Here is a 25,809-nt window from a genome sequence, read left to right as displayed (position 1 = left end):
TTTCCGGCGGCCGCACCCGCGGCCTCAGGGTTGATCAGACAGCGAACAGCAGGAATTCACGTTCCCAGGAGCTGATGACGCGCTTGAAGTTCTCGTGCTCGGCGCGCTTGGTGGCGACGTAGCCAGTGATGAACTTCTTGCCCAGGTACTGCACCAGTGCACGGCTGATTTCCATGCGTTCGAGGGCGTCCTCGATGGTCAGCGGCAGGCGCAGGTTGCGGCGTTCATAGCCACGGCCCTGGACCGGCGCGCTGGCTTCGATGCCCTCGACCATGCCGATATAGCCACACAACAGGCTGGCGGCGATGGCCAGGTATGGGTTGGCATCGGCACCGGGCAGGCGGTTCTCGACACGGCGGTTCTGCGGGCCGGCATCCGGTACGCGCAGGCCGACGGTGCGGTTTTCCTCGCCCCACTCGACGTTCACCGGCGCCGAGGTGTCGGGCAGGAAACGACGGAACGAGTTGACGTTGGGGGCGAACAGCGGCAGCGCTTCGGGGATGAACTTCTGCAGGCCACCGATGTGGTGCAGGAACAGCTCGCTCATGCTGCCGTCTTCGTTGCTGAAGATGTTCTTGCCGGTGGCCACGTCGACCACGCTCTGGTGCAGGTGCATGGCGCTGCCCGGCTCGCCGGTCATCGGCTTGGCCATGAAGGTGGCGGCCACGTTGTGCTTGAGCGCAGCCTCGCGCATGGTGCGCTTGAACACCAGAATCTGGTCGGCCAGGTGCAAGGCGTCGCCGTGACGGAAGTTGATTTCCATCTGCGCCGTGCCGTCTTCGTGGATCAGCGTGTCGAGGTCCAGGCGCTGCAGTTCGCACCAGTCATAGACGTCTTCGAACAGCGGGTCGAATTCGTTCGCGGCCTCGATCGAGAACGACTGGCGGCCGGTTTCCGGGCGGCCAGAGCGACCGACCGGCGGCTGCAGCGGGAAGTCCGGGTCTTCGCTGCGCTTGGTCAGGTAGAACTCCATCTCCGGCGCGACGATCGGCTGCCAACCCTTGTCGGCGTAGAGCTTGAGGACTTTCTTCAGCACGTTGCGCGGCGACAGCTCGACCGGGTTACCCTTCTTGTCGTAGGTGTCGTGGATCACCTGGGCGGTCGGCTCGATGGCCCAAGGCACCAGGAACACAGCGTCCTGGTCGGGGCGGCAGATCATGTCGATATCGGCCGGGTCGAGCAGGTCGTAATAGATGTCATCGTCGACATAGTCGCCAGTCACAGTCTGCAGCAGCACGCTTTCGGGCAGGCGCATGCCTTTTTCGGCGATGAATTTGTTGGTCGGCGAGATCTTGCCGCGGGTGATGCCGGTCAGGTCGCTGATCAGGCATTCGACTTCGGTGATCTTGTGCTCTTTCAACCAATCGGTGAGCTGGTCGAGGTTGTTACTCATAAATACCTCAGGAGGTAAGGTGGTCCGCGCCCTGATTCTGGATGGAGTAGATTGCTAAAGCAAAAACCCACGCGCAGGCGCACTGTGGATACACTGAAATCAAGCGTGTCCGCAGCGGGATCAAAGGGCAGGAATACGAGAAGAGCAACGAAAAAGCGTTACGAGGGGTGGTCCAGGTGCGCAAAGCGTCAATTATTGCGGCCATGCAGACCACAGCTCGACTGATGCGTGCGGGAACGGCAGGGATACCCGACTGCACTGCGCAGGCAGCGCGTTCAGGTCGCGACAAGCGGACCATGTGACCCTCGTATTATTGTGTTCTGGGTTGAGTCCGAGCTTAGCCTTGTTAATTTTTTTACACAACACCTCCGTAAAAAATAAAACACGGCATGTCGGAGATAGCCCTTTGCGAGGGAAATAGCGGATAATGGTACGCCCCGATATGCAGCAAATCTGCCGTCGATGTGCCATTTCAGGGCATCATGGGGTTGGCTTGACATCAGTTTGTCTTTTCGATTGACTGGTCCTGCAAGCCCCCCTTGATTGATATTTTTAACAACAAAGGTGTTGCATCATGTCGGTACCCCCGCGTGCCGTTCAGCTTAACGAAGCGAACGCGTTCCTTAAGGAACATCCTGAGGTTCTCTACGTTGACCTTCTGATTGCAGATATGAATGGTGTGGTGCGTGGCAAGCGCATTGAGCGCACCAGCCTCCACAAGGTTTACGAGAAAGGCATCAACCTGCCGGCCTCCCTCTTCGCCCTGGACATCAACGGATCCACCGTCGAAAGCACTGGGCTGGGCCTGGATATCGGCGATGCTGACCGCATCTGCTATCCAATCCCCGACACACTCTGTAATGAACCATGGCAAAAGCGCCCGACCGCGCAGTTGCTGATGACCATGCACGAACTGGAAGGCGAGCCGTTCTTCGCCGACCCACGTGAAGTGCTGCGTCAGGTGGTGAGCAAGTTCACCGAAATGGGCCTGACCATCTGCGCCGCGTTCGAGCTGGAGTTCTACCTGATCGACCAGGAGAACGTGAACGGCCGTCCACAGCCACCACGCTCACCCATCTCGGGCAAACGCCCACAGTCGACCCAGGTGTACCTGATCGACGACCTCGACGAATATGCCGACTGCCTGCAGGACATCCTCGAAGGCGCGAAAGAGCAAGGCATCCCGGCTGACGCCATCGTCAAGGAAAGCGCCCCGGCGCAGTTCGAAGTCAACCTGCACCACGTTGCCGACCCGCTCAAGGCCTGTGACTACGCGGTACTGCTCAAGCGGTTGATCAAGAACATCGCCTACGACCATGAAATGGACACCACCTTCATGGCCAAGCCCTACCCGGGCCAGGCTGGCAACGGCCTGCATGTACACATCTCCGTGCTGGACAAAGATGGCAACAACATCTTCACCAGCGAGGATCCCGAGCAGAACGCCGCGCTACGTCACGCTGTCGGCGGTGTGCTCGAGACCCTGCCTGCGTCCATGGCGTTCCTCTGCCCGAACGTCAACTCGTACCGCCGCTTTGGCGCGCAGTTCTACGTACCGAATGCGCCGAGCTGGGGCCTGGACAACCGTACCGTGGCCCTGCGCGTGCCGACCGGTTCTGCAGATGCCGTGCGCATCGAGCACCGCGTGGCTGGCGCCGACGCCAACCCGTACCTGATGATGGCTGCCGTGCTGGCGGGCGTGCACCACGGCCTGACCAACAAGATCGAGCCAGGCACACCCATTGAAGGCAACTCGTACGAGCAGCTGGAGCAGAGCCTGCCGAACAACCTGCGCGATGCCCTGCGCGAGCTGGACGACAGCGAGATCCTGAACAAGTACATCGATCCGAAGTACATCGACATCTTCGTCGCGTGCAAGGAGAGCGAGCTGGAGGAGTTCGAGCACTCGATCTCCGACCTCGAGTACAACTGGTACCTGCATACCGTGTAAACGAAAACGCCGCCCACAAGGGCGGCGCTTTTCATTCGGGACCGCGTCACCTGCTTCGCGGGCAAGCCCACACGATTATCACCAGCTTCCAGGCGTGCGCTGTACTTGTGGGAGCCGCGCTTGCCGGCGATGGGCCGCGCAGCGGCCCCAACATTCTTGCGTTTGACATGGGTCGATAGCGATCACACGTATACAGGGGCCGCTTCGCGGCCCATCGCCGGCAAGCGCGGCTCCCACAGGGTCGCGCCAGCTTTAAGCAATTAGGCGAGACAGTTGCTCCCACAGGATCTTCACAGGGCGTGAGCCTTGAGCATTACCTGTGGGAGCGGGTTTATCGAGGCGTCGAACCGCCGCGAAGAGGCCGCTACAGATTTACAGGGACTTCTCGAAAATCTTCGAATTGCGCTGGTAGTTGTACAGCGAAGCCCGCGCCGCTGGCAGCCGCTCGACGCCGCTGGGCGCAAACCCGCGTTCGCGGAACCAGTGCGCCGTGCGCGTGGTAAGCACGAACAAGGTATTCAACCCCATCTGCCGCGCCCGCCCTTCGATCCGCTCCAGCAGCTCATCCCCGCGACCGCCATGGCGGTACTCGGGGTTCACCGCCAGACACGCCAGTTCACCCGCCTGCGAATCGGCAATCGGGTACAGCGCCGCACAGGCAATGATCATCCCTTCACGCTCGACCACGCTGAACTGCTCGATCTCCCGCTCCAGCACCTCGCGCGAACGACGCACCAGAATGCCCTGCTCTTCCAGCGGGCTGATCAGCTCAAGCAAGCCACCGACATCCTCGATGGTCGCCTCGCGCACTACCTCAAACTGCTCCTGGGACACCAGCGTACCGCCACCTTCGCGGGTGAACAGTTCGGTCAGCAGCGCACCGTCTTCGGCATAACTGACGATATGGCTACGCGCTACACCGCCTTTGCAGGCCTCGGCAGCGGCATCGAGCAGCTCAGCCTGATAATCGCTACCCAGCCGCGCCAGGTGCGGGGCGATCTGTTGCGGGCGCAGTTCACGCACCAGCTTGCCGCTTTCATCCAGCAGGCCAGGCTCGGCACCGAACAGCAGCAGCTTGTCGGCACCCAGTTCGATGGCCGCGCGGGTGGCGACGTCTTCGCAGGCCAGGTTGAAGATTTCACCGGTGGGCGAGTAGCCCAGCGGCGACAGCAGCACGATGGAGCGCTCGTCGAGCAGGCGGCTGATGCCCTTGCGGTCGACCCGGCGCACTTCGCCGGTGTGGTGGTAGTCCACCCCTTCCAGCACGCCGATCGGCCGTGCGGTGACCAGGTTGCCGGAGGCCACACGCAGGCGCGAACCCTGCATCGGCGAGGCGGCGATGTCCATCGACAGGCGCGCTTCGATGGCCAGGCGCAGGGCGCCCACGGCGTCGATCACGCAGTCCAGGGTGGCGGCATCGGTGATGCGCATGCCCCGGTGGTAGTGCGGCGTCAGGCCGCGATCAGCCAGGCGGCTTTCGATCTGTGGGCGCGAGCCGTGGACCAGCACCAGGCGCACACCCAGGCTGTGCAGCAAGACCAGGTCGTGGACGATATTGCCGAAATTCGGGTGTTCAACCCCATCGCCAGGGAGCATGACCACGAAGGTGCAGTCGCGATGGGCATTGATGTACGGGGAGGCATGACGTAGCCAGTTGACGTATTCGGGCATGACAGGGCCTGTGGATAAAGTGGACGGAGAACGGTGAATCACACGGCGTTCAGGATCATCGTCGGAACAGGCTTGCGGTCACGCGCGGTCTCCTCTAGGCAAGAACGAATCAACAGGGTGGACGTTTAATTCAGGCAGTAGTGCCGGATCAGGTCACGCAATAGACGCACGGTAGGCTCGATTCGTGACATTTCAAGGTATTCGCCAGGCTGGTGGGCGCAGGCGATGTCGCCGGGGCCCAGCACGATGGTCTGGCAACCCAGTTGCTGAAGATAAGGCGCTTCGGTACCGAACGCCACCGCTTCGGCGCGATGGCCGGTGAGGCGCTCGGCCACTTGTACCAGTTCGGCATCGGCAGCCTGCTCGAAAGGCGGCACCTCAGGGAACAGCGGTGCGTAGTCGATCCGCACCTCATGGCGCTCGGCCACCGGTTTCAGCTTGCCGCGAATGGTGGCGCGCAGCTGTTCGACATCCATGCCTGGCAACGGGCGCAGGTCGAACTCCAGCGCGCACTGGCCACAAATGCGATTGGGATTGTCACCACCATGGATGCAGCCAAAGTTCATGGTGGGCGTGGGCACAGTAAATTGCGGGTTGCGGAAGGTTTCCTGCCACTGCCGGCGCAGGCCCATCAGCTCACCCATCACCTCGTGCATGGCCTCCATGGCGCTGTGGCCCAGGCTCGGGTCGGACGAATGGCCGCTACGTCCGAGGATGTCGATGCGGTCCATGAGGATGCCCTTGTGCATGCGGATCGGCCGCAGGCCAGTGGGCTCGCCGATCACTGCGGCGCGACCGAGCGGCTGGCCGGCGGCAGCCAGGGCGCGGGCACCGGACATGGAGCTTTCTTCATCGCAGGTAGCAAGGATCAGCAGTGGTTGCTTGAAATCGTGCTCAAGCAGCGGAATCACCGCTTCGATGATCAAGGCGAAAAAGCCTTTCATGTCGCAGCTGCCCAGGCCGACCCAACGGCCATCGGCCTCGGTCAGCTTGAGCGGGTCGCTGGACCACAGCTGTTCGTCGTAGGGCACGGTGTCGCTATGGCCAGCCAGCACCAGGCCGCCGGGGCCGCTGCCACGGCTGGCCAGCAGGTTGAACTTGCCGGGGGTGACCTGGCGGATGTCGCAACTGAAGCCCAGATCGCCCAGCCAGCCGGCCAGCAGGTCGATGACCTGGCGATTCGACTGGTCCAGGGCTGGCTGGGTGCAACTGACCGAGGGCGCGGCGATCAAGGCGGCAAACTGGTCTTTGAGCGTTGGCAACGGCATGCGCGTACTCCTCGGAAGCGTTGCCCATCATAGGGCCATCCGGCGCAAGGAATAAACCGTTGCCGGCCCAGTCCTGTAGACTGCACGGCTATCACGCCCTCCTTCGAGCCTGCGATGTACAAAGAAACCGAACTCAAGCTCCGCGCCAGTCGCGAGACCCTGGCAGCCCTGCGCGAGCACCCCCTGCTGAAAAAGCGCAACAAGTCCGGCTGGCAGACCCGCGAGCTGCTCAACCAGTACTTCGACACCCCTGCGCGCGAGCTCTCCGCTGCCCGTGTCGCCCTGCGCCTGCGCCGCGACGGCGAACAGATCATCCAGACCCTGAAGTGCCGCGGCCAGAGCGTCGCCGGGCTGTCCGAGCGCAACGAATACGAATGGCACCTGGACAAGGTCAAGCTCGACCTGAAAAAGCTCGACGCCAGCTGCTGGCCGGAGCAACTGGCCGAGCTGGACAAGAAAACCATCAAGCCGCTGTTCACCACCGACTTCACCCGCGAGTTCGCCGAAATCGCCTGGGGCCGTGGCAAGAGCAAGGTGGTGATCGAGGCCGCGCTGGACCAGGGCTTCGTGATCGCCGGCAAGCAAAAGGAAGAGATCTGCGAGCTCGAACTGGAGCTGCGCGAAGGCGCCCCTGAAGCGCTGCTGGAGCTGGCCGCCGAGCTGGCCGCCAGCCTGCCGCTGATGCCGTGCGACATCAGCAAGGCCGAGCGCGGCTACCGCCTGCTGGAGCCGGACAGCTACGAGCTGGGCCTGCCAACCACCGAGCTGGACGCCGAAACGGCCGTGGACGACGCCTTCACCGCCCTCGCCTGGCAGTTGCTGGGCAGCAGCCAGCGCCTGGCCGAACAGTACCGCCACAATGGCCACTGGCGCCTGCTGCAGGATTGGGTGCAGTGCCTGGCCGAACTGCGCGCACTGGTTGCCAGCCTGGGCCAGGCCGCGCCACGCGCGACCACCCGCGAGCTGCGCGCCAGCCTCGATGCGCTGCTGGAAGACTGGCGCCCGCTGGTGCAGGCCGGCAATGACGACGAAGACATCCGCCGTGCCGCGCCTGAACAGTTCATCGAAGAGCTCGAGGACGTGCGCTGGGGCCAGTTCTCCCTGGAAACCTCGCGCTGGTTGCTGGCCCGTGCCTGGACCGTGGAACGCAAAGGCCGGGGTGAGCGCCAGGGCAAGGCGCAGCTGGCCAGCTGGCTGGCGCACCTGCTGGGTGAGGAAGGCCGCGCGCTGAAGCTGCCGCTGTACACCCAGCGCCCGGAAGACCTGGCCGAACAGTTGCCGCGTATCGAACAGTTGCTGGCCTGGCTGCACCATGCCCGTCAGGTACTCGAGGCACCGCAGATGGACCGCCTGTACGGCGACCTGAAGAAGCTGCATGAACTGGCAGAACTGCCGTTGGGCGAAGAGCCTGGCGAACTGCTGGAAGCGCGTATCGAGCAGGCTCGGGCGGTTGATCAGAGCCGTGGCTGGAAGCACCTGCTCAAGGCTTGATAGCGCGTCTGCTGCTTCGCGGGCAAGCCCGCTCCCACAGATGACAACAGGCCTGAGGCCTGTGGAAGGTCATGTGGGAGCGGGCTTGCCCCGCGAATGGCTCTACCTCGACAGTGGCAGGCAGGTGGTGGACTTGATCTCCGACAGCGCCACAATCGAGTTCACTTCCTGAATCCCTGGCACGTTCGACAGCTTTTCGAAGAAGAAGCGCTCATATGCCTCGATATCCGCGGTGACGATGCGCAGCAGGAAGTCCACCGCCCCCATCAGTACATAGCACTCCAGCACTTCCGGAAAGCCGCGGATCGCCTCGGTAAACTCGGTGAAGTTGGAACGGCCATGGGCGTTGAGTTTCACCTCGGCGAAGATCTGCGTGTTCAGGCCGACCTTCTTGCGGTCCAGCAGGGTCACCTGCCCACGAATCACTCCTTCCTCTTTCAGGCGCTGAATCCTGCGCCAGCAGGGCGATTGCGACAGCCCCACACGCTCGGCGATCTGCGCGCTGGATAGCGACGCGTCCTCTTGCAGCAACTCGAGAATGCGCCGGTCGTAGGCATCCAGCTCGCCTTGCATAAATAATTCCCCAAAACACAAATATTCGAATTGATCTATCTGCAGCAGCAGTTAATCGTTGGAATCATAGCGAAAAAATACCGGCCTGGACGTGCAAGAATTTCTCCCACATTTGCGGAGACCCAGCATGAACGCACTCGAACGCCCCCTGCCCCGCAGCGATGCCTGGGCCGCCAACACCAGCCACAGCACCGTGCGCTATCGCCTGCAGGCCGAAGCCGAGCCGGATACCCTGTGCCGTGTGCTCAACCTGTTTGCCCTACAGTTCCTCACGCCCCACAGTGTGCAGGTCAGCCAGCAGGAAGACTGGCTCGCCATCGAGGTCGGTATCGGCGGCTTGAGCTGGCATCGGGCGCAAGTGATCGAGCAAAAACTGCGCAACCTGGTGTGTGTCGGGGAGGTGAGCCTGGAAAACCTGGCCCGCCTGGAGCTGGCGGTGGGCTGAAGCCCGGGGCGCAAAATTCCGTAATTCTTTCCCGTGCCTGGCTGGGCCAGGCACGGCTAGCCTTGAGCAATGACTCTCTCAAGGCACGGACGCCGCCGATGTTCACTTCCGACGAGCAACCCCTCGACCTCAAAAGCCTGCTGGACGCCTTGCAAGCCGACCAGCATCTGACCGCCAACGATTCATGCCTGGTTCGCGAACAAGCCTGCCGATACAGCGCTCAGCACCCGCTTGAAACCATCGCGGCGTTGGGCCTGGAAGATCGCAGCCAGCCAGGCCAGCAGCTGAACCTGGACACCCTCTGCCAATGGCTGGCGCAAAAGGTCGGCCAACCTTACCTGCGCATCGACCCCATGCAACTCGACCTGGCCCAGGTCAATGGCCTGATCTCCCCTGCCTTCGCACAGCGCCACGGCATCCTGATCGTGGCCAACGATGCCAACGCCATCACCGTGGCCAGCGCCGAGCCCTATCAGCAACTGTGGCAAGCCGACCTGGCACGCAGCCTGGGCAAGCCGATCCGCCGCGTGCTGGCCAGCCCGCTGCAGATCCGCCAGCTGGGCCAGTCACTGTTTCGCCTGGCTCACTCGGTACAAGGTGCGCAGCATCAGCAAGCGACCAGCCTGGGCGAGCTCGAACACTTGCTCGAGTTGGGCAAGCGCCAGGCACAGGACACCGCCGACGATGCGCACATCGTGCATATCGTCGACTGGCTGCTGCAGTATGCGATCGAGCAACGCGCCAGCGATATCCACCTGGAGCCGCGTCGCGAACAAGGCCACCTGCGCTACCGCATCGACGGCCTGCTGCACACGGTCTATGCCTTCCCCGCCAGTGTCACCCTGGCCGTGGTCAGCCGCCTGAAACACCTGGGGCGCATGGATGTAGCGGAAAAACGCCGCCCGCAGGACGGCCGGGTCAAGAGCAGCCTGCCAGGCGGCAGCGAGGTGGAGCTGCGCCTCTCGACGCTGCCGACCCCCTTTGGTGAAAAACTGGTGCTGCGCTTGTTCGACCCGCGCCAGCTGCAGGAAGACTTCGACCAGTTGGGCCTGGAAGGCGAGCAGCTGCTCCAGTGGCAAATGCTGTTGCAGCGCCGCCAGGGCATCCTGCTGGTCACCGGACCTACCGGCTCCGGCAAGACCAGCACGCTCTACGCCAGCCTCAAGCTGCTGGCCACGCCGCAGGTCAACCTGTGCACCATTGAAGACCCGATCGAGCGCCTGGAGCCAGCGTTCAACCAGTTGCAGGTGCAGCCTGCCCTGGGCCTGGGATTTGCCGATGGCGTGCGCGCCCTGCTGCGCCAGGACCCGGACATCATCATGATCGGCGAGATCCGCGACCGCGAGACCGCGCTGGTAGCGGTTCAAGCGGCGCTCACCGGCCACCTGGTGCTTTCGACCCTGCACACCAATGACACCTGCAGCGCCATTACCCGCCTGCTGGAGCTGGGGGTGGCCGATTACCTGATCCGGGCGACCCTCGGCGGCGTCATGGCCCAACGCCTGGTCCGCTTGCTCTGCCACGCATGCCTGGGCCGCCCGTCAAGCGATACTTGCCAGGTTTGCCGGGGCACCGGCTACCGTGGCCGTACGGGTTTGTTTGAACTGCTGGTACTGAGCGAGAACCTGCGTGCGCGGATAGGCGCCGGCACCGATCTGGCCGAACTGCAACGGCAGGCTCTAGCTGAAGGGTTGCAGGATTTGCGCAGCTGCGGGGAGGCGAAAGTGGCCCGTGGGCTGACCCGTCCCGAGGAGGTGCTGCGGGTCTGTTCCTGAGCAAAAAACCCTTGTATTCAAGGAACTTGCGGCCCTTTTTCTGGATCAAAGCGGCCATCTCCAACCCTCACCCTTCGAGGTGTTTCATCATGCGTCTCAAAACCGCCATTGCAGCGGCTGCCCTGCTTTCGCTGCCTGTTGGCTCCGCCATGGCCGATACCTTCTGGCGTAACGTAATGACCTCGGGCGCGACCACGGCGTCGAGCTATATCACTTCGCACGACCACAAGCTGGTACTCGCGGCGCAGGATGACGCCGGCAGCTTCGTCGCCAGTGAGGGGGCGATTCGCGGGCCGTTCCTTGAGCAGGCGCTGCAGCAGGTGCGTGCCGAGAACCCAGGGATGCAAGCTTCGGACATGGAACTGGCCAATGCCATCCTGGCCAAGAACGCGGTAGCCGAGTAACCGCGCCACCTTCTTCGCGGGTAAACCCGCTCCCACAGGGGCCGCATCGCTCTCACGTGCTGCGCCATACCCGCGAAGAAGCCTGTGCCGATCCAATGCCCTACCGGTAAGCCTCCACCGGCACGCAAGCACAGAACAGATTTCTGTCCCCATACACATTGTCGACCCGGTTCACCGCTGGCCAGTACTTGTGCAGCCGCACATGGGCACTGGGTGCAATCGCCTGTTCCAGGCTGTAAGGCCGGGCCCACGGCGCCAGCACATCAGCCAAGGTATGCGGCGCATGTTTGAGCGGGTTGTCCTCCGCCGGCCAGCGTCCCTCCTGCACCTCGGCAATTTCCGCCCGTATCGCCAGCATCGCTTCGACGAAACGGTCCAGCTCGGCCTTGGACTCGCTTTCAGTCGGCTCGACCATCAGGGTGCCCGGCACCGGGAACGACATGGTCGGGGCGTGGAAGCCATAGTCCATCAGGCGCTTGGCCACGTCCTCTTCAGTGATGCCGGTCTGCGCCTTGAGCGGCCGTAGGTCGAGGATGCACTCATGTGCCACGCGCTGGTTGCGCCCGCGGTACAACACCGGGAACGCACCGCCAAGCTGGCTGGCCAGGTAGTTGGCCGAAAGGATCGCCACTTCACTCGCGTCAGCAAGCTGCGGGCCCATCATGGCGATGTACATCCAGCTGATCGGCAGGATGCTGGCACTGCCCCAAGGCGCGGCACTGACCGCTGTGTTGTTCGGGTCCAGCCCCGGCACCGGCACCACCGGGTGGCTGGCGACGAACGGTTTCAGGTGAGCACGGATGCCGATCGGCCCCATGCCCGGGCCGCCGCCGCCATGGGGAATGCAGAAGGTCTTGTGCAGGTTCATGTGCGAAACATCGGCGCCGATATCCGCCGGCCGCGCCAGGCCGACCTGGGCGTTGAGGTTGGCGCCGTCCATGTACACCTGGCCGCCGTGCTGGTGGACCACCTCGCAGATCTCGCGGATGCCCTCTTCGTACACGCCATGGGTCGAGGGATAGGTGACCATCAGGCATGACAACTTGTCGCCGGCGGCATGGGCCTTGGCCTTGAGGTCTTCGAGATCGACGTTGCCAGCATCGTCACAATCGACGATCACCACTTCCATGCCAGCCATCTGCGCCGACGCCGGGTTGGTGCCGTGGGCCGACGACGGGATCAGGCACAGCGTGCGCTGCGGCTGATGACGGCTGCGGTGATAACGAGTGATGGCCATGAGCCCGGCGTATTCGCCCTGGGCGCCGGAGTTGGGTTGCATGCAGATGGCATCGAAGCCGGTAATGGCGCACAACCAGCTTTCCAGCTCGTCGATCATCGCCTTGTAGCCCGTCGTCTGTGCCGCGGGTGCAAAGGGGTGAAGCTGGGCGAAAGCGGGCCAGGTGATGGGGATCATCTCGCTGGTGGCATTGAGCTTCATGGTGCAGGAGCCAAGCGGGATCATCGACTGGTTCAGCGCCAGGTCCTTGTTTTCCAGCTGCTTGAGGTAGCGCAGCATCTCGGTTTCGCTGTGGTGCAGGTTGAAGACCGGGTGGCTGAGGAACGGCGTACGTCGCACCAGCGCCGCGGGGATGCCTTCAGGCAGCGCGTGCTGGTCGAGCGTGGCGATATCCAGGCCGTGATCCACGCCCAGGAAAATATCCAGCAGCCGCAGCACGGTGGCTTCGCTACAGGTTTCGTCCAGGCTCACCCCCAGATGGCCGCGGCCTAGAATGCGCAGGTTGATGCGAGCGGCTTCGGCGCTCTCGATGATCGCGGCCTGGGCGCCACCGACGTCCAGGGTCAAGGTGTCGAAAAAGTGCTGGTTGAGGCGCTTGATGCCTTTTGCCTCAAGGCCTGCTGCCAGCACGAAGGTCAGCCGGTGCACGCGCTGGGCAATGCGCTGCAGGCCTTCAGGGCCGTGATACACCGCATAGAAACCGGCGATGTTGGCCAACAGCACCTGGGCCGTGCAGATGTTGGAGTTGGCCTTTTCGCGGCGGATATGCTGCTCGCGGGTCTGCAGGGCCATGCGCAGCGCAGTATTGCCACGGGCATCACGGGACACGCCAATGATGCGCCCGGGCATCGCCCGCTTGTAGTCGTCACGGCAAGCAAAATAGGCGGCGTGTGGGCCGCCGTAACCCATAGGTACGCCAAAGCGCTGGGTCGAACCCAGCACCACATCGGCGCCGAGTTCGCCGGGGGGCGTCAGCACCACCAGGCTGAGCAGGTCGGCGGCCACGCAGGCCAGGGCCTGCTGGCTGTGCAACTGGTCGATGAACGGGCGCAGGTCGCGCACCTCGCCATGGGTATCCGGGTATTGCAGCAAAGCGCCGAAAACCTGGTGCCTTGAAAGGTTATCCACGGCGTCGACGATCAGTTGGAAACCAAACCCTTCCGCGCGGGTTTTCAGCACCGACAAGGTCTGTGGATGGCAATGCTCGTCGGCAAAGAACGCGTTGCTCTTGTTGCGCGCCACCCGCTTGGCCAGGGCCATGGCTTCGGCAGCCGCCGTGGCTTCGTCGAGCAATGACGCATTGGCCAGCGCCAGCCCGGTGAGGTCGATGACCATCTGCTGGAAATTGAGCAGCGCCTCCAGCCGGCCTTGGGCGATTTCGGGCTGATAGGGCGTATAGGCGGTGTACCAGCCGGGGTTTTCCAGCACGTTGCGCAAGATGACAGTGGGCGTGACGGTGCCGTGGTAGCCCATGCCGATGAGGCTGGTCCACACCTGGTTCTGCTCGGCGAAGCCTGCGAGCTTGGCCAACGCAGCCTGTTCATCCAGGGCCGGTGGCAGGTCGAGGGCGCGGTTGAAGCGGATGCCTGGCGGCACGGTCTGCTCGATCAGCTCGCTACGGCTGCTGAGGCCGAGGGCGCTGAGCATTGCCTGCTGCTCCGAGGCATCGGGCCCCAGGTGGCGGCGCAGGAAAGGGTTGAGCTCTTGCAGTTGATGCAGGGATGGCGACTGGGACATGTCGACGCTCTCTTCCTAGACCAGGTCTCATGGAGACTTATAAGTCTAGGAAGGGATCGCCGATACTGCGGGAAAACTTGCGTTGGCAAGGCCGGCCTTTTCGCGGGCGACGCAGTTTTACTCGCCGATGGCGGCTTTGTAGCCAGCGGCATCCAGCAGCTTGTCGAGCTCGGCCGGGTTGCTTGGCTTGAGCTTGAAGATCCACGATTCGTACGGTTCTTCGTTGAGCAGTTCCGGGCTGTCGGCCAGTTCTTCGTTGACCGCGATCACTTCACCGGAAACCGGCGCATAGATGTCGGACGCGGCCTTGACCGATTCGACCACGCCTGCAGCGTCGCCAGCAGCGAACACCTTGCCGACTTCGGCCAGCTCGACGAACACCACATCACCCAGCGCTTGCTGGGCGTGGTCGCTGATGCCTACGGTGACGCTGCCGTCAGCTTCCAGGCGCGCCCACTCGTGGCTTTCGGCGAAACGCAGATCGGCGGGGATATTGCTCATGTCTTGAATTCCTCGTTTGGGTCAGCGGTTCGGCCCGCCGTTGAATGTTCAGATCAGAATCTTGCCTTGGCGCACGAAGGTCGGCTTGACCACCCGCACCGGGTACCATTTGCCGCGGATCTCGACCTCGGCACGGTCACCCGTAGCCATGGGCACACGCGCCAGTGCAATGGACTTGCTCAGCGTAGGCGAGAAACTACCACTGGTGATCTCCCCTTCGCCAATCCCGGCTACACGAACCACCTGGTGGGCGCGCAGCACACCACGCTCTTCGAGCACCAGGCCAACCAGTTTTTCCTGCACACCGCGCTCGATTTCCGCCAGCAGGCCGGTACGACCGACGAAGTTGCGTTCGGCTGGCTCCCAGGCGATACACCAACCCAGGTTGGAGGTCAGCGGGGTGTGGTTCTCGTCGATATCCTGGCCGTACAGGTTCATGCCGGCTTCCAGGCGCAGGGTGTCGCGCGCGCCCAGGCCGCTCGGCGCGATGCCGGCGCCGACCAGGTCGTTGAAGAAGGCTACAGCCTGGTCGCCCGGCAGGATGATTTCCAGGCCGTCTTCACCGGTGTAGCCGGTGCGGGCGATGAACCAGTCACCTTCGGCAACACCTTCGAACGGGCGCAGCTCACGGATCAGCGCGGCGCGAGCTGGGCTCAGCAGCGCGGCGACTTTCTCGCGGGCATGGGGGCCCTGGATGGCAAGGATGGCCAGGTCCGGACGCACGTCGAACGAGACGCTGAAACCGGCGCTCTGCAGCTGCAGCCAAGCGATGACCTTCGCCCGCGTGGCCGCGTTGGTGACCAGGCGGTAACCGCCTTGGGTGCGATAGACGATCAGGTCGTCGATAACCCCGCCATCATCGTTGAGCAGCGGGCTGTACAGCGCCTTGCCGGTGCCGTCGAGACGGGCCACGTCGTTGGCCAGCAGACGTTGCAGCCAGGGTGTGGCGTCGTCACCAGCAATGTCGATGACTGTCATGTGGGAAACATCGAAGACACCGCAGTCGCTGCGCACCTGGTGGTGCTCCTCGACCTGCGAGCCATAGTGCAGCGGCATGTCCCAGCCACCGAAATCGACCGTCTTGGCGCCGAGCGCCAGGTGCAAGTCGTACAAAAGCGTGCGCTGTCCCATGGGTTTCTCCTTCCGGGCGTGGCGAAGCGGCGGCGGTCGATGACGTTTAATCGTCAGCTCTTCTTGTAGGACCCGCCGCGCGAATGCCGCGCATTGTAGCCGCAAGGGCGCAAGCTGGCATCCTCAGTGACTGTGACCCGTACGCCGAGCGGAACGGCGGATCAGCCCGATGACCGGCAACAGCCCTACCAGCACCAAGGTCAGCGCCGGTAGCGAGGCGCGCGCCCATTCGCCTTCGCTGGTCATCTCGAACACCCTGACCGCCAAGGTGTCCCAGCCGAACGGGCGCATCAGCAAGGTGGCGGGCATTTCCTTGAGCACATCGACAAATACCAGCAACGCGGCACTCAGGGCCCCAGGAACCAGCAGCGGCAGATACACCTTGAAAAACAAACCCACGCCACCGACGCCGAGGCTGCGCGAGGCCTCCGGCAATGACGGGCGGATACGTTCCAGGCTGCTCTCCAACGGGCCATAGGCCACGGCGATGAAGCGCACCAGGTAGGCCAGCAGCAAAGCGGCCAGGCTGCCCAGCAACAACGGCTTGCCCGCGCCACCCAACCAGCTCGACAGCGGAATGACCAACTGATTGTCCAGGTAACTGAAGGCCAGCATGATCGACACTGCCAGCACCGAGCCGGGCAAGGCATAGCCCAGGTTGGCCAGGCCGACGCCTGCGCGGATGCCGCCGGTCGGTGCCTGACGGCGGGCGAAGGCCAGCAGCAGGGCCACGCAAACGGTGATCAGAGCGGCCATGCCGCCCAGGTACAAGGTGTGCAGCACCAGGCCGATATACCGCTCGTCCAGGTCATGCCGACCGCGCTGCCAGAACCACGCCAGCAACTGCAGCAGTGGAATGACGAAAGCGCAGGCGAACACCAGCAGGCACCAGCCGCTGGCCAGCAGCGCCTTGACCCCGCGCAAGTGGTAAAGCGCCTGCCCGCGCGGGCGCTCGTTGCCGCTGCGGGTAGCGCCACGGGCGCGGCGCTCGCCGTACAGCACCAGCATCACCGCCAACAGCAGCAGGCTGGCCAGCTGGGCCGCGCTGGACAGGCTGAAGAAGCCGTACCAGGTCTTGTAGATGGCCGTGGTGAAGGTATCGAAATTGAACACCGCCACGGCGCCGAAATCGGCCAGGGTCTCCATCAGCGCCAGGGCGACACCCGCACCAATCGCTGGCCGCGCCATCGGCAGGGCTACCCGCCAGAAGGCTTGCAGCGGTGACAGGCCAAGCACCCGCGCAGCCTCCATCAAGCCCTTGCCCTGGGCCAGGAACGCCGTGCGCGCCAACAGGTAGACATAGGGGTAGAACACCAGCACCAGGACGATGATCACTCCACCGGTGGAACGTACCCGTGGCAGGCGCATGGGCCCGAACACCTCGCGCAGGGCGCTCTGCACCGGGCCGGCAAAGTCGAGCAGGCCGACGAAGACGAAGGCCAGCACGTAGGCCGGGATGGCGAACGGCAACATCAGTGCCCAATCGAGCCAGCGCCGGCCAGGGAACTCACAGAGGCTGGTGAGCCAGGCCAGGCTGACGCCGAGCAGGGTGACGCCGATACCGACGCCTACCACCAGCGTCGCGGTATTGCCCAGTAGGCGGCCCATCTGGGTGTCGAGCAGGTGTGACCAGATCTGCAGGTCGACCGACTGCCAGGACAGCAGCAGGACGCTCAGGGGCAAGAGGACCAGGGCAGCGGTCAGGGTGACCGGGAGGTACCAGCGGCGTTGTGGGGTGTGCGGCAAGGTTGAATTCTCGGTTGCGATAGTGACCGCTGCGCGGTCGTTCGCGGGTAAACCCGCTCCCACAGGAACATCATCGCCCTTCAGGATGGCGCAACCTGTGGGAGCGGGTTTACCCGCGAAGGGGCCCTGTCAGGCCCCGGAAGAGTAAAGCCTGGTGCTTAACGCCAGCCAGCCCGGTCCATCAGGCGGATGGCCTCGGCCTGGCGCTGGCCGGCCACTTCCACAGGAATGCTGTCGGCCTTGAAGCTGCCCCAGGCCGCTACTTCATCCGACGGCTTGACCTTCGGGTTGGCCGGGAACTCCTGGTTGATGTCGGCGAACAGCTTCTGCGCCTCCTCGCCGGTCATCCACTCGACCAGCTTCTTGGCGGCTTCCGGGTGTGGCGCATGCTTGGTCAGGCCGATGCCCGACAGGTTGACGTGTACGCCACGGTCACCCTGGTTGGGCCAGAAGATCTTCACCGGCAGTTTCGGGTTCTGGGCGTGCAGGCGGCCGTAGTAGTAGGTGTTGACCACGCCCACGTCGCACTGGCCGGCTTCGATGGCCTGGATCACGGCGTTGTCGTCGGAGAACACATCGGTGGACAGGTTGCTGACCCAGCCTTTGACGATCTGTTCGGCCTTGGCCTCGCCGTGGTTCTCGATCAGCGTGGCGGTCAGCGACTGGTTGTACACCTTCTTCGCCGTACGCAGGCACAGACGCCCTTCCCATTGTTTGTCGGCGAGGGCTTCGTAGGTGGTCAGCTCGGCCGGCTTTACCCGCTCGGTGGAGTAGATGATGGTCCGCGCGCGCAGGCTCAGGCCGGTCCAGTCATGGGAGGAAGCGCGGTACTGCGGTGGGATGTTCTGGTCGATGATGTCCGACTTGATCGGTTGCAGGATGCCCATCTGCTCGGCCTGCCAAAGGTTGCCGGCATCGACCGTGAGCAGCAGGTCGGCCACACCGTTCTCGCCCTCGGCCTTGATGCGCTGCATCAGCGGGGCTTCCTTGTCGGTGATGAACTTGACCTTGACCCCGGTCTTGGCAGTGTAGGCGTCGAATACCGGTTTGATCAGCTCGTCGATGCGCGAGGAGTACACCACCACTTCGTCCGCCGCCTGGGCTGTGCCGCCGAACAGGGTCAGGGCCAGGGCGGCCAATAGGGGCTTGCGTGGCAACATGGAAAGCACTCCTCGGATCGTATGAGAGGTGCAAATGGTAGTGAATCCCATTTTCCAGCTCATCTACCGAGCAGTTACCGAATGTTGCAAGGGGCCGCTTTGCGGCCCCACCAGCTCAAGCCTTGGCCAGCTCCGGGAGGTCCCCGGTCAACCCCAGGGCCTGGCGCACGAACATCGCCTTGGCTTCCGGCATCTGCTCCACCAGCTTCAACCCGCTGTTACGCAACCAGCGCAACGGCAGCGGGTTGGCCTGGAACAACCGCTCAAAACCCTCCATCGCCGCCATCAACGCCAGGTTGTGCGGCATGCGCCGGCGCTCATAACGGCTGAGCACCTTCACATCCGCCAACCGCTCACCACGCGCGCAGGCATTCTCCAGCACCTCGGCCAGCACGGCAGCATCGAGGAAGCCCAGGTTGACACCCTGCCCGGCCAACGGATGAATGGTGTGCGCGGCATCGCCGATCAGCACCAGCCCTTCGTCCACGTAGCGCTTGGCGTGGCGCTGGCGCAACGGCACGCAGACGCGCGGGTCGGCTTCCAGCACATCGCCCAGACGCCCCTCGAAGGCACGCTCCAGGGCCTTGAGGAAGGCCTGTTCATCCAGCGCCATGACCTGCTCGGCCTGCTCTGGCGTCGTCGACCAGACGATCGAGCACCAGTCCTGCTTGCCGTCACGCGACAACGGCAGGAACGCCAGCGGCCCCTCATCGGTGAACCGCTGCCAGGCGGTGGCCTGGTGCGCGGCACTGCAGCGCACGCTGGTGACGATCGCGTGATGCAGATAATCCCATTCGCGGGTCTGGCAACCGGCCAGTCGGCGCACCGCCGAGTTGGCGCCGTCGGCGGCTACCACCAACGGTGTGCGCAGCTGGCGGCCATCGGCAAGGGTCAGCAGCCATTCGTCACCGGAGCGGCGCAGCTGCTCCAGACGGGCATTGGGCAACAGGCCGATGTCGCTGTCGTGCAGGCACTCGAGCAGACCGTCCTGTACCACCCGGTTCTCGACGATATGGCCGAGCACCTGGGCATGCACGCTGGCTGCCGAGAAATGAATCTGACCGGTACCGCTGCCATCCCATACATGCATGTCGGAATACGGCGACACGCGCCGACTGGCGATGCCTTCCCAGGCACCCAGGCGCTCAAGGATGCGCTGGCTGGCCGCCGACAAGGCACTCACCCGTGGTTCGAACGGTGCGGCGCCGTCGAACGGTTTGACCGACAGCGGGCCGCCATCGAGCAGGAGAATTTCCAGGCCGCTGTGGCGAAGCGCCAGGGCCAGGGCGCTGCCGACCATACCGGCACCGACAATCAACAGATCTGCGCGCATTTCCATGCCTTACGCCTGCCTCGCTTGCGGCTTGAGCCGCACGTATAGGGTTTTATCGACCCGTGCCACCAGCTCGCCGGCTTCGTCACGGATATCGACCTGCACACGGGGCAGGTATTTCTTACCGCCGGCGGTCTGCTGGCGAATCTCATCCAGCAGCGCATCATCGACGTGGAATTCGGCGTACACCGTGCTCTTGCCTGGGGCGATGAAGTCAATGCTGGCGGCCTTGTCCCAGACGATGTATTCGCGGCCCAGCTGCTCGATAAGCAGCAGCATGTAGAACGGGTCGACCATCGAGTACAGGCTGCCGCCAAACTGGGTGCCGACGTAGTTGCGGTTCCAGCGGGTCAGCTTCATGCGTACCTTGACGCTGCGCATGTCCGGGCTGATGTGCTGGATGCGGATACCGGCACCGATGTAGGGCGGGTAGAAGTTCAGCAGCCAGCGCAACATGCGCGCCCGGCGCGCCAGCCTGCGTGGGTTGCTCATGCCTGGCCCCGCGGGTCTGGGCGGGTACCCAGGCCCATGGCCTGCCGGGCGAACCAGCTTTTTGCCGGTGGCAGCAGGTCGAGCCCGAGCAGGCCGAGATTGCGCCCGGCCGCCAACAGCGGCTGATTGCTGCCGAACAGGCGGGTGACCTGGTCGGAGAAGCCGATGGTCAGCGCCTGATCGAGACGCTGGCGCTGGCGATAGGCCTGCAGGCTGGCCAGGTCGCCCGGATGCTGTGGGCCCGCCAACAGGGCATCGGCCAGCGACTGCACGTCACGCAACGACAGGTTGAAGCCTTGGCCGGCGATCGGGTGCAGGCTGTGCGCCGCGTTGCCCAGCACCACCAGGTGTGGCCGCACCTGCTCTTCGGCCTCGATCAGCGCCAGCGGATAGAGATGCCGCGCACCGACCTGGCGCAGGGCACCGAGGCGGTAGCCAAAGGCATCCTGCAACTCGCGCAGGAAGCTGCGCTCGTCGATCTCGGCCAGGCGCCGGGCATCCATCCCTTGCCGTGTCCAGACCAGCGCGCAGCGGTTTTCCGGCAATGGCAGCAAGGCCATCGGGCCTTGCTCGGTGAAGCGCTCGAAGGCTTGGCCACAGTGGGCCTCGCCAGGGGTGATGTTGGCGATCAGTGCGCTCTGTTCGTAGGGGGTACGGCGCACATGAATGCCCAACTGCTCGCGCAGACCGGAGCGGCCGCCATCGGCCAGCACGGCGAGGTCGCATTCCAGGCTGGTGTCGTCATCCAGCAGCAGGCGGTAGCCACCCTCGATGGCCTGCATCGCCTTCACTTCGGCCGGGCAGCGCCAGCTCACCACCTCACTGTCCAGCCCTTGCCACAGGCATTGCCCGAGCCAGGCGTTTTCCACCACGTAACCCAGGGCCGGCACGCCTTCTTCCATGGCGTCCAGGCGGGTGGCGCCGAAGCGGCCACGGTCGGAAACCTGGATTTGCCGGATCGGCTCGGCGCGCGCGCTGATGGTTTGCCACAGGCCAAGGTGCTGGTAAATCTGCCGGGTGCCAAACGACAGCGCCGAAGAACGCGCATCGTAGCTGGGCTGGAAGCTGTCGCCGGGGGCGAACGGCTCGATCAACAGGATCTTCCAGCCGCGCGCCTTGGCGCCGGCCTGCAGGGCCAGGGCCAGGCTCGCACCGACCAGCCCGCCGCCGATGATCGCCAGGTTGACCCGGCTCATGCCGCGTCCTTACGTGCAGCCTGCATCAGCGCCTCGATCTCGGCGACCGTGCGGGGCACACCCGAGGTCAGGATTTCACAACCTTGCTTGGTCACTACCACGTCATCCTCGATCCTGATGCCGATGCCGCGCCATTTCTTCGCGACCTCCTGGTTGTCGGCGGCAATGTAGATGCCTGGCTCGACAGTCAGCGCCATGCCGGGCTCCAGCACCCGCCACTCGCCACCGACCTTGTATTCGCCGACATCGTGCACATCCATGCCCAGCCAGTGCCCGGCGCGGTGCATGTAGAACGCCCGGTAGGCCTCGCTGTCGATCAGTGCCTGCACTTCACCCTTGAGCAAGCCGAGGTCCACCAGGCCTTCGGTGATGACCCGCACGGTCGCCTCGTGGGCGTGGTTCCAGTGCTTGCCTGGGGCAATCTCGGCAAAGGCAGCGGCCTGGGCCTTGAGCACCAGCTCGTAGATGGCCTTCTGCTCGGGCGAAAAACGCCCGCTGACCGGGAAGGTACGGGTGATGTCGCTGGCGTAGCAGTCGATCTCGCAACCGGCATCGATCAGCACCAGGTCGCCGTCCTTGAGCGGGGCATCGTTCTGCTGGTAATGCAGGATGCAGCCATTGCGCCCGGCGGCGACGATCGAACCGTAGGCCGGCATCTTTGCCCCGCCCTTGCGGAACTCATAGTCCAGCTCGGCTTCCAGGCTGTATTCGTGCAGCCCTGCGCGGCAGGCCTGCATGGCCCGCACATGGGCGCGCGCGGAGATATCTGCGGCGGTACGCATCACCTTCACTTCCGCTGCCGATTTATACAGGCGCATGTCGTGCAGCAGATGATCCAGCGCAACGAACTCGTTCGGCGGCTGGGCGCCGAGGCGTGCCTTGGAGCGGATCACGTTGATCCAGTCCATCAGCCGGCGGTCGAACTCCGCATTGCTGCCCATGGCGCTGTAGACCCGTTCGCGGCCTTCGATCAGGCCCGGCAGGATCTCGTCGATATCGGTGATCGGGAACGCATCGTCCGCGCCAAAGTCACGGACGGCACCTTCCTGGCCGGCACGCAGCCCGTCCCATTGCTCGCGCTCCGGGTTGCGCTCGCGGCAGAACAACACGTACTCGCCATGCTCGCGACCAGGGATCAGGGCAATCACCGCTTCGGGCTCGGGGAAGCCGCTGAGGTACTGGAAATCGCTGTCCTGGCGGTACACGTGCTCGACGTCGCGGTTGCGGATGGCAACGGCGGCGGCGGGCAGGATGGCGATGCTGTTGGGGACCATCTGCGCCATCAGCGCCTTGCGCCGACGGGCATACTCGGCCTTGGGTATGTGGCTCATGGGCAGAACTACCCCCGGTTGATCAGTGCAGCGAAGGTTTTGGCGCGGGTGCGGCAGGCGCGGCCAGCTCCGTGTACAGCAGCAGCGGTGCGACGCGCAGGTACTCCATGACTTCCATGTAGTCGCTCTCGCCGTCTTCGGATTCTTCGAGTGCTTCCTGGACCTGGGAAATCGCCACCAGGTCCTGCAGCACTTCCTTGGCTTCGGTAGACAGGTCCTTGCCACCTGCGTTCAGGCCAAAACCGGTGATGAAGCCCTGGCACCACTGGCCCAGTGCCTCGGCGCGGTCAGCCAGTGCGGCATCGTCGCTAGGCAGCAGCAGGACGATGGCCATGTCTTCGCTGTTCAGCTCGCCCTTGACCATCTCTTGCAGGCCGATCAGGGCGTTGCGCACGGTGTCGCCGGGTTCGGTTTCCAGCAGTTGGGCGGCATCGGCCAGCCAGGCCTCGGCATCGAAGCCTGCACCGGCACAGCTGCGCCCGATCAACAGGCCATGCAGCTCGGCAGGGGTTACAGGGTGGCCATTGCTGGAGAGCAGCATGGCGAAGGCAACGTAAGGCGATTGAGTATTAGGCATGGTCGGCTAGGCGCCAGACGGCGCATTTGACTAGAATGAAGACCTTGTATCCTAGCACCGGCAGGCGCGCCAAGACCATCGGCACTGGCCGCCGCTGCGCGGGGAGAGGCATCATCGCAGGGTGATTCAACGACGGAGCGAATCGAGTGCAACCCACGCAAGAGAACGACCTGCAAGCGCTGATGAGCCGATTCGAGTTGCTGATCGAACGCGTCGAGCAACTAAAACGGCAAAATGCACTCCTAGTAGCTCAGGAAAAATCCTGGCGCGAGGAGCGCGCCCACCTCATCGAAAAGAACGAGATCGCCAAGCGCAAGGTCGAGTCGATGATTTTACGCCTGAAGGCCCTGGAGCAAGACTCATGAGTTCAAGCAATAGCGTCACCGTGCAGATCCTCGACAAGGAGTATTCGATCATCTGCCCGCCGGAAGAGCGCAACAACCTGGTCAGCGCGGCGCGCTACCTGGATGGCAAGATGCGCGAGATCCGCAGCAGCGGCAAGGTGATCGGGGCCGACCGCATTGCGGTCATGGCGGCGTTGAACATCACTCACGAAATGCTGCACCGCCAGGAAGACCGCAGCGACGCGCCGGTGAGTGGCACCAGCCGTGAACAGGTACGCGACCTGCTGGAGCGGGTCGATCAGGCTTTGTCCGACGATGCGGGTACCAAAAACCCCTGAGATTGGTATACTGGCGCCACTCCCTGGGGGATGCGCCAGTCGGTTATGTCCCTGAGCCGATACGCACAACCACGGGGGTTGCACGCTGGGGCCGGTGTGCATGTCCGCCCGACGGAAAGCCTTAACGCCCCCTGCAATCTCCACCTTGAACTTTCGGGTTCAAGGGCTACACCGATAGCGGTCTTATCGGGGAGCCTGATTCTTCCTGCCCAGCGCTCAGCTGGGCAAACCGACACCTGGGATAGCCAGTGCCATGACCGAAACTGCGCCGCTCACCCGCCCCCAGCTTCGTCGCCTGCTACGCAACGCCCGCCGCGCCCTTACACCCGCCCAGCAACACCAGGCCTCACGCGGCCTGTACCGCCAGTTGGCGCAGCACCCTTTGTTCCGCCGCGCCCGGCATATCGCCCTGTACCTGCCCAACGACGGTGAAATCGACCCGCGCCTGCTGCTGCGCGAGGCCCAGCGCCGGGGCAAACGCACCTACCTGCCAGTGCTGCATGCCTGGCCGCGCACGCGCATGGTGTTCCAGCGTTTCGAACAGGGCGAAAAACTCAAGCGCAACCGCTTCCGTATTCCAGAACCATTGACCGATCGCAGGCGCCAGCGCCCGATCTGGTCGCTGGACCTGATCCTGTTGCCGTTGGTCGGTTTCGATGAAGTCGGCGGGCGACTGGGCATGGGCGGGGGGTTCTACGACCGCAGCCTGGCCTACCAGGCGCGCCGCAAGACCTGGAAGAAACCGCTGCTGCTGGGGCTGGCACATGAATGCCAGAAGGTAGAGCGACTGGCACAAGCCAGTTGGGATGTACCACTGCAGGGCACGGTAAGCGACCGAGCCTGGTACCTGGCGCCGAACTGAGCGGCGTCAGCGAGGGGGCATCAACGTTGCTGCGGATTGGCGTCGACCGGAGTCTGATAGGCGGTATCCAGCTTTTTCTCCCAGATGCCCTGGGCATAACCGGTGGTGACCACACCCAGTCCAAAGATGAAGACCAGGATCCACAGTAGATCCGGTTTGCGTTGATTCATCGAAGAATGCCCCCCTAGGCATACGTTCAGGCTCGGCGACCTTCTAGGTGCCGCCGGAGCGTCTAGCTTTAAAATCGGCGCATTTTCCGACAACCTGAGTCGCCACGCAAACGTTGACGCCAACCGGCTGTCGGTTTCGTGCAACAGGTTATTTCAAACCTTTTCAGGAGCAGTATCCATGGCCTATTGGCTGATGAAGTCCGAGCCCGACGAGCTCTCGATCGAAGGCCTTGGTCGCCTGGGTGAGGCGCGCTGGGATGGCGTACGCAACTACCAGGCGCGCAATTTCATGCGGGCCATGAGCGAGGGCGACGAGTTCTTCTTTTACCACTCCAGCTGCCCACAGCCGGGCATTGCCGGCATCGCCCGGATCACGGCGGCGGCCTACCCGGACCCCACGGCGCTGGACCCGGAAAGCCACTACTTCGACCCCAAGGCCAATGCCGAGAAGAACCCGTGGAGCGCGGTGGACGTAGCCCACGTGAAGACATTCCGGCAGGTGCTGGGGCTGGGCTTGCTCAAGCAGCAGAGTGCGCTGGCAGAGTTGCCGCTGGTGCAGAAAGGCACACGGTTGTCGGTGATGCCGGTGACTGAAGAGCAGTGGGCGGCGATCATCGCCCTGGCGCGCTGAACGCACTCGCCGGCCCCGACGCATTTCCTGTGGGAGCGGGTTTACCCGCGAA

At 63.8% G+C, this 25,809-nt stretch carries 24 protein-coding genes and 1 other RNA gene; 10 read left to right on the top strand and 15 right to left on the bottom strand.

Annotation, left to right across the window (positions count from 1 at the left end; all coding sequences use genetic code 11):
- Window positions 1-34: 34 nt before the first annotated feature.
- Window positions 35-1,393: a glutamine synthetase family protein gene (locus OCX61_RS00985; RefSeq protein ID WP_027920892.1), complete on the bottom strand. Its 1,359-nt coding sequence runs from the start codon at window positions 1,391-1,393 to the stop codon at window positions 35-37.
- Window positions 1,394-1,967: 574 nt separating this feature from the next.
- On the opposite strand from OCX61_RS00985, the gene OCX61_RS00980 reads away from it, so the two are divergent.
- Window positions 1,968-3,344, top strand: coding sequence for a glutamine synthetase family protein (locus OCX61_RS00980; RefSeq protein WP_085676386.1), 1,377 nt, complete (start codon window positions 1,968-1,970; stop codon window positions 3,342-3,344).
- Window positions 3,345-3,716: 372 nt separating this feature from the next.
- Here OCX61_RS00980 and argA read toward each other — a convergent pair whose 3' ends face one another.
- Complete coding sequence (gene argA / locus OCX61_RS00975; RefSeq protein ID WP_085676387.1) at window positions 3,717-5,015, bottom strand: amino-acid N-acetyltransferase; 1,299 nt, start codon at window positions 5,013-5,015, stop codon at window positions 3,717-3,719.
- A 125-nt stretch (window positions 5,016-5,140) separates the two neighbouring features.
- Window positions 5,141-6,283 (bottom strand): acetylornithine deacetylase, encoded by a 1,143-nt coding sequence (argE, locus tag OCX61_RS00970; RefSeq protein ID WP_261942245.1) that lies wholly within the window; start codon window positions 6,281-6,283, stop codon window positions 5,141-5,143.
- A gap of 114 nt (window positions 6,284-6,397) precedes the next feature.
- Between argE and OCX61_RS00965 the strand changes: the two genes are divergently transcribed.
- The gene (locus OCX61_RS00965) at window positions 6,398-7,774 is read left to right on the top strand and encodes a CYTH domain-containing protein (protein ID WP_261942244.1); all 1,377 of its coding nucleotides are present in this window, start codon (window positions 6,398-6,400) and stop codon (window positions 7,772-7,774) included.
- 102 nt (window positions 7,775-7,876) lie between these two features.
- Here the strand turns inward: OCX61_RS00965 and OCX61_RS00960 are convergent, their stop codons facing one another.
- Entirely contained in the window at window positions 7,877-8,347 is a 471-nt protein-coding gene (locus OCX61_RS00960; RefSeq protein WP_261942243.1) for an Lrp/AsnC family transcriptional regulator, read from the bottom strand.
- A 127-nt stretch (window positions 8,348-8,474) separates the two neighbouring features.
- Between OCX61_RS00960 and OCX61_RS00955 the strand changes: the two genes are divergently transcribed.
- From OCX61_RS00955 to OCX61_RS00945, 3 genes are all read left to right on the top strand, one after another.
- Window positions 8,475-8,792, top strand: a complete 318-nt coding sequence (locus tag OCX61_RS00955) for an ACT-like domain-containing protein (protein ID WP_261942242.1) — start codon at window positions 8,475-8,477, stop codon at window positions 8,790-8,792.
- 98 nt (window positions 8,793-8,890) lie between these two features.
- Window positions 8,891-10,567 (top strand): GspE/PulE family protein, encoded by a 1,677-nt coding sequence (locus tag OCX61_RS00950; protein ID WP_261942241.1) that lies wholly within the window; start codon window positions 8,891-8,893, stop codon window positions 10,565-10,567.
- Window positions 10,568-10,656: 89 nt separating this feature from the next.
- Window positions 10,657-10,971: a DUF2388 domain-containing protein gene (locus tag OCX61_RS00945; RefSeq protein WP_110632695.1), complete on the top strand. Its 315-nt coding sequence runs from the start codon at window positions 10,657-10,659 to the stop codon at window positions 10,969-10,971.
- Window positions 10,972-11,071: 100 nt separating this feature from the next.
- Here OCX61_RS00945 and gcvP read toward each other — a convergent pair whose 3' ends face one another.
- From gcvP to OCX61_RS00895, 10 genes are all read right to left on the bottom strand, one after another.
- Window positions 11,072-13,945: an aminomethyl-transferring glycine dehydrogenase gene (gcvP, locus tag OCX61_RS00940; RefSeq protein WP_261942240.1), complete on the bottom strand. Its 2,874-nt coding sequence runs from the start codon at window positions 13,943-13,945 to the stop codon at window positions 11,072-11,074.
- 117 nt (window positions 13,946-14,062) lie between these two features.
- Window positions 14,063-14,446 carry a glycine cleavage system protein GcvH gene (gene gcvH, locus OCX61_RS00935; protein ID WP_261942239.1) on the bottom strand — a complete coding sequence of 128 codons (384 nt, stop codon included), beginning with the start codon at window positions 14,444-14,446 and terminating at the stop codon, window positions 14,063-14,065.
- A gap of 48 nt (window positions 14,447-14,494) precedes the next feature.
- On the bottom strand, window positions 14,495-15,577 hold the full coding sequence (gene gcvT, locus OCX61_RS00930) for a glycine cleavage system aminomethyltransferase GcvT (protein WP_261942238.1): 1,083 nt from the start codon (window positions 15,575-15,577) through the stop codon (window positions 14,495-14,497).
- Between the two features lie 123 nt (window positions 15,578-15,700).
- On the bottom strand, window positions 15,701-17,323 hold the full coding sequence (locus tag OCX61_RS00925) for an ABC transporter permease (RefSeq protein WP_261942237.1): 1,623 nt from the start codon (window positions 17,321-17,323) through the stop codon (window positions 15,701-15,703).
- Between the two features lie 158 nt (window positions 17,324-17,481).
- Window positions 17,482-18,483: an extracellular solute-binding protein gene (locus tag OCX61_RS00920; protein ID WP_261942236.1), complete on the bottom strand. Its 1,002-nt coding sequence runs from the start codon at window positions 18,481-18,483 to the stop codon at window positions 17,482-17,484.
- A gap of 115 nt (window positions 18,484-18,598) precedes the next feature.
- A complete protein-coding gene (locus OCX61_RS00915) occupies window positions 18,599-19,816 on the bottom strand; it encodes a 2-octaprenyl-3-methyl-6-methoxy-1,4-benzoquinol hydroxylase (RefSeq protein WP_261944250.1) in 1,218 nt (405 codons plus the stop codon).
- A gap of 9 nt (window positions 19,817-19,825) precedes the next feature.
- Window positions 19,826-20,308 (bottom strand): DUF4442 domain-containing protein, encoded by a 483-nt coding sequence (locus OCX61_RS00910; RefSeq protein WP_261942235.1) that lies wholly within the window; start codon window positions 20,306-20,308, stop codon window positions 19,826-19,828.
- Complete coding sequence (ubiH, locus tag OCX61_RS00905; RefSeq protein ID WP_261942234.1) at window positions 20,305-21,504, bottom strand: 2-octaprenyl-6-methoxyphenyl hydroxylase; 1,200 nt, start codon at window positions 21,502-21,504, stop codon at window positions 20,305-20,307. Before ubiH ends, OCX61_RS00910 begins: the two co-directional genes overlap by 4 nt.
- A complete protein-coding gene (gene pepP / locus OCX61_RS00900) occupies window positions 21,501-22,835 on the bottom strand; it encodes a Xaa-Pro aminopeptidase (protein ID WP_261942233.1) in 1,335 nt (444 codons plus the stop codon). Before pepP ends, ubiH begins: the two co-directional genes overlap by 4 nt.
- Before the next feature lie 22 nt (window positions 22,836-22,857).
- Window positions 22,858-23,412: a YecA/YgfB family protein gene (locus OCX61_RS00895; protein WP_027920874.1), complete on the bottom strand. Its 555-nt coding sequence runs from the start codon at window positions 23,410-23,412 to the stop codon at window positions 22,858-22,860.
- 182 nt (window positions 23,413-23,594) lie between these two features.
- On the opposite strand from OCX61_RS00895, the gene OCX61_RS00890 reads away from it, so the two are divergent.
- The 4 genes from OCX61_RS00890 to OCX61_RS00875 all read left to right on the top strand — a co-directional run bounded on the left by OCX61_RS00890 (window position 23,595) and on the right by OCX61_RS00875 (window position 24,956).
- Window positions 23,595-23,777: a TIGR02449 family protein gene (locus OCX61_RS00890; RefSeq protein ID WP_029886233.1), complete on the top strand. Its 183-nt coding sequence runs from the start codon at window positions 23,595-23,597 to the stop codon at window positions 23,775-23,777.
- A complete protein-coding gene (locus tag OCX61_RS00885) occupies window positions 23,774-24,094 on the top strand; it encodes a cell division protein ZapA (RefSeq protein WP_261942232.1) in 321 nt (106 codons plus the stop codon). Before OCX61_RS00890 ends, OCX61_RS00885 begins: the two co-directional genes overlap by 4 nt.
- A 17-nt stretch (window positions 24,095-24,111) precedes the next feature.
- A non-coding RNA gene (gene ssrS, locus OCX61_RS00880) (6S RNA) lies at window positions 24,112-24,291 on the top strand.
- Window positions 24,292-24,347: 56 nt separating this feature from the next.
- A complete protein-coding gene (locus OCX61_RS00875; protein ID WP_261942231.1) occupies window positions 24,348-24,956 on the top strand; it encodes a 5-formyltetrahydrofolate cyclo-ligase in 609 nt (202 codons plus the stop codon).
- Window positions 24,957-24,976: 20 nt separating this feature from the next.
- Here the strand turns inward: OCX61_RS00875 and OCX61_RS00870 are convergent, their stop codons facing one another.
- Window positions 24,977-25,126 (bottom strand): hypothetical protein, encoded by a 150-nt coding sequence (locus tag OCX61_RS00870; protein WP_177408540.1) that lies wholly within the window; start codon window positions 25,124-25,126, stop codon window positions 24,977-24,979.
- Window positions 25,127-25,304: 178 nt separating this feature from the next.
- Here OCX61_RS00870 and OCX61_RS00865 point away from each other — a divergent pair, with 178 nt between their 5' ends.
- Window positions 25,305-25,757 carry an EVE domain-containing protein gene (locus OCX61_RS00865; protein ID WP_261942230.1) on the top strand — a complete coding sequence of 151 codons (453 nt, stop codon included), beginning with the start codon at window positions 25,305-25,307 and terminating at the stop codon, window positions 25,755-25,757.
- Window positions 25,758-25,809 lie beyond the last annotated feature (52 nt).

This window comes from Pseudomonas sp. LRP2-20 (assembly GCF_024349685.1).
In the GTDB taxonomy this organism is placed as follows: Bacteria; Pseudomonadota; Gammaproteobacteria; order Pseudomonadales; family Pseudomonadaceae; genus Aquipseudomonas.
The sequence above is the reverse complement of the archived record's forward strand: the minus strand, read 5'-3'. Positions and strand labels throughout refer to the sequence as shown.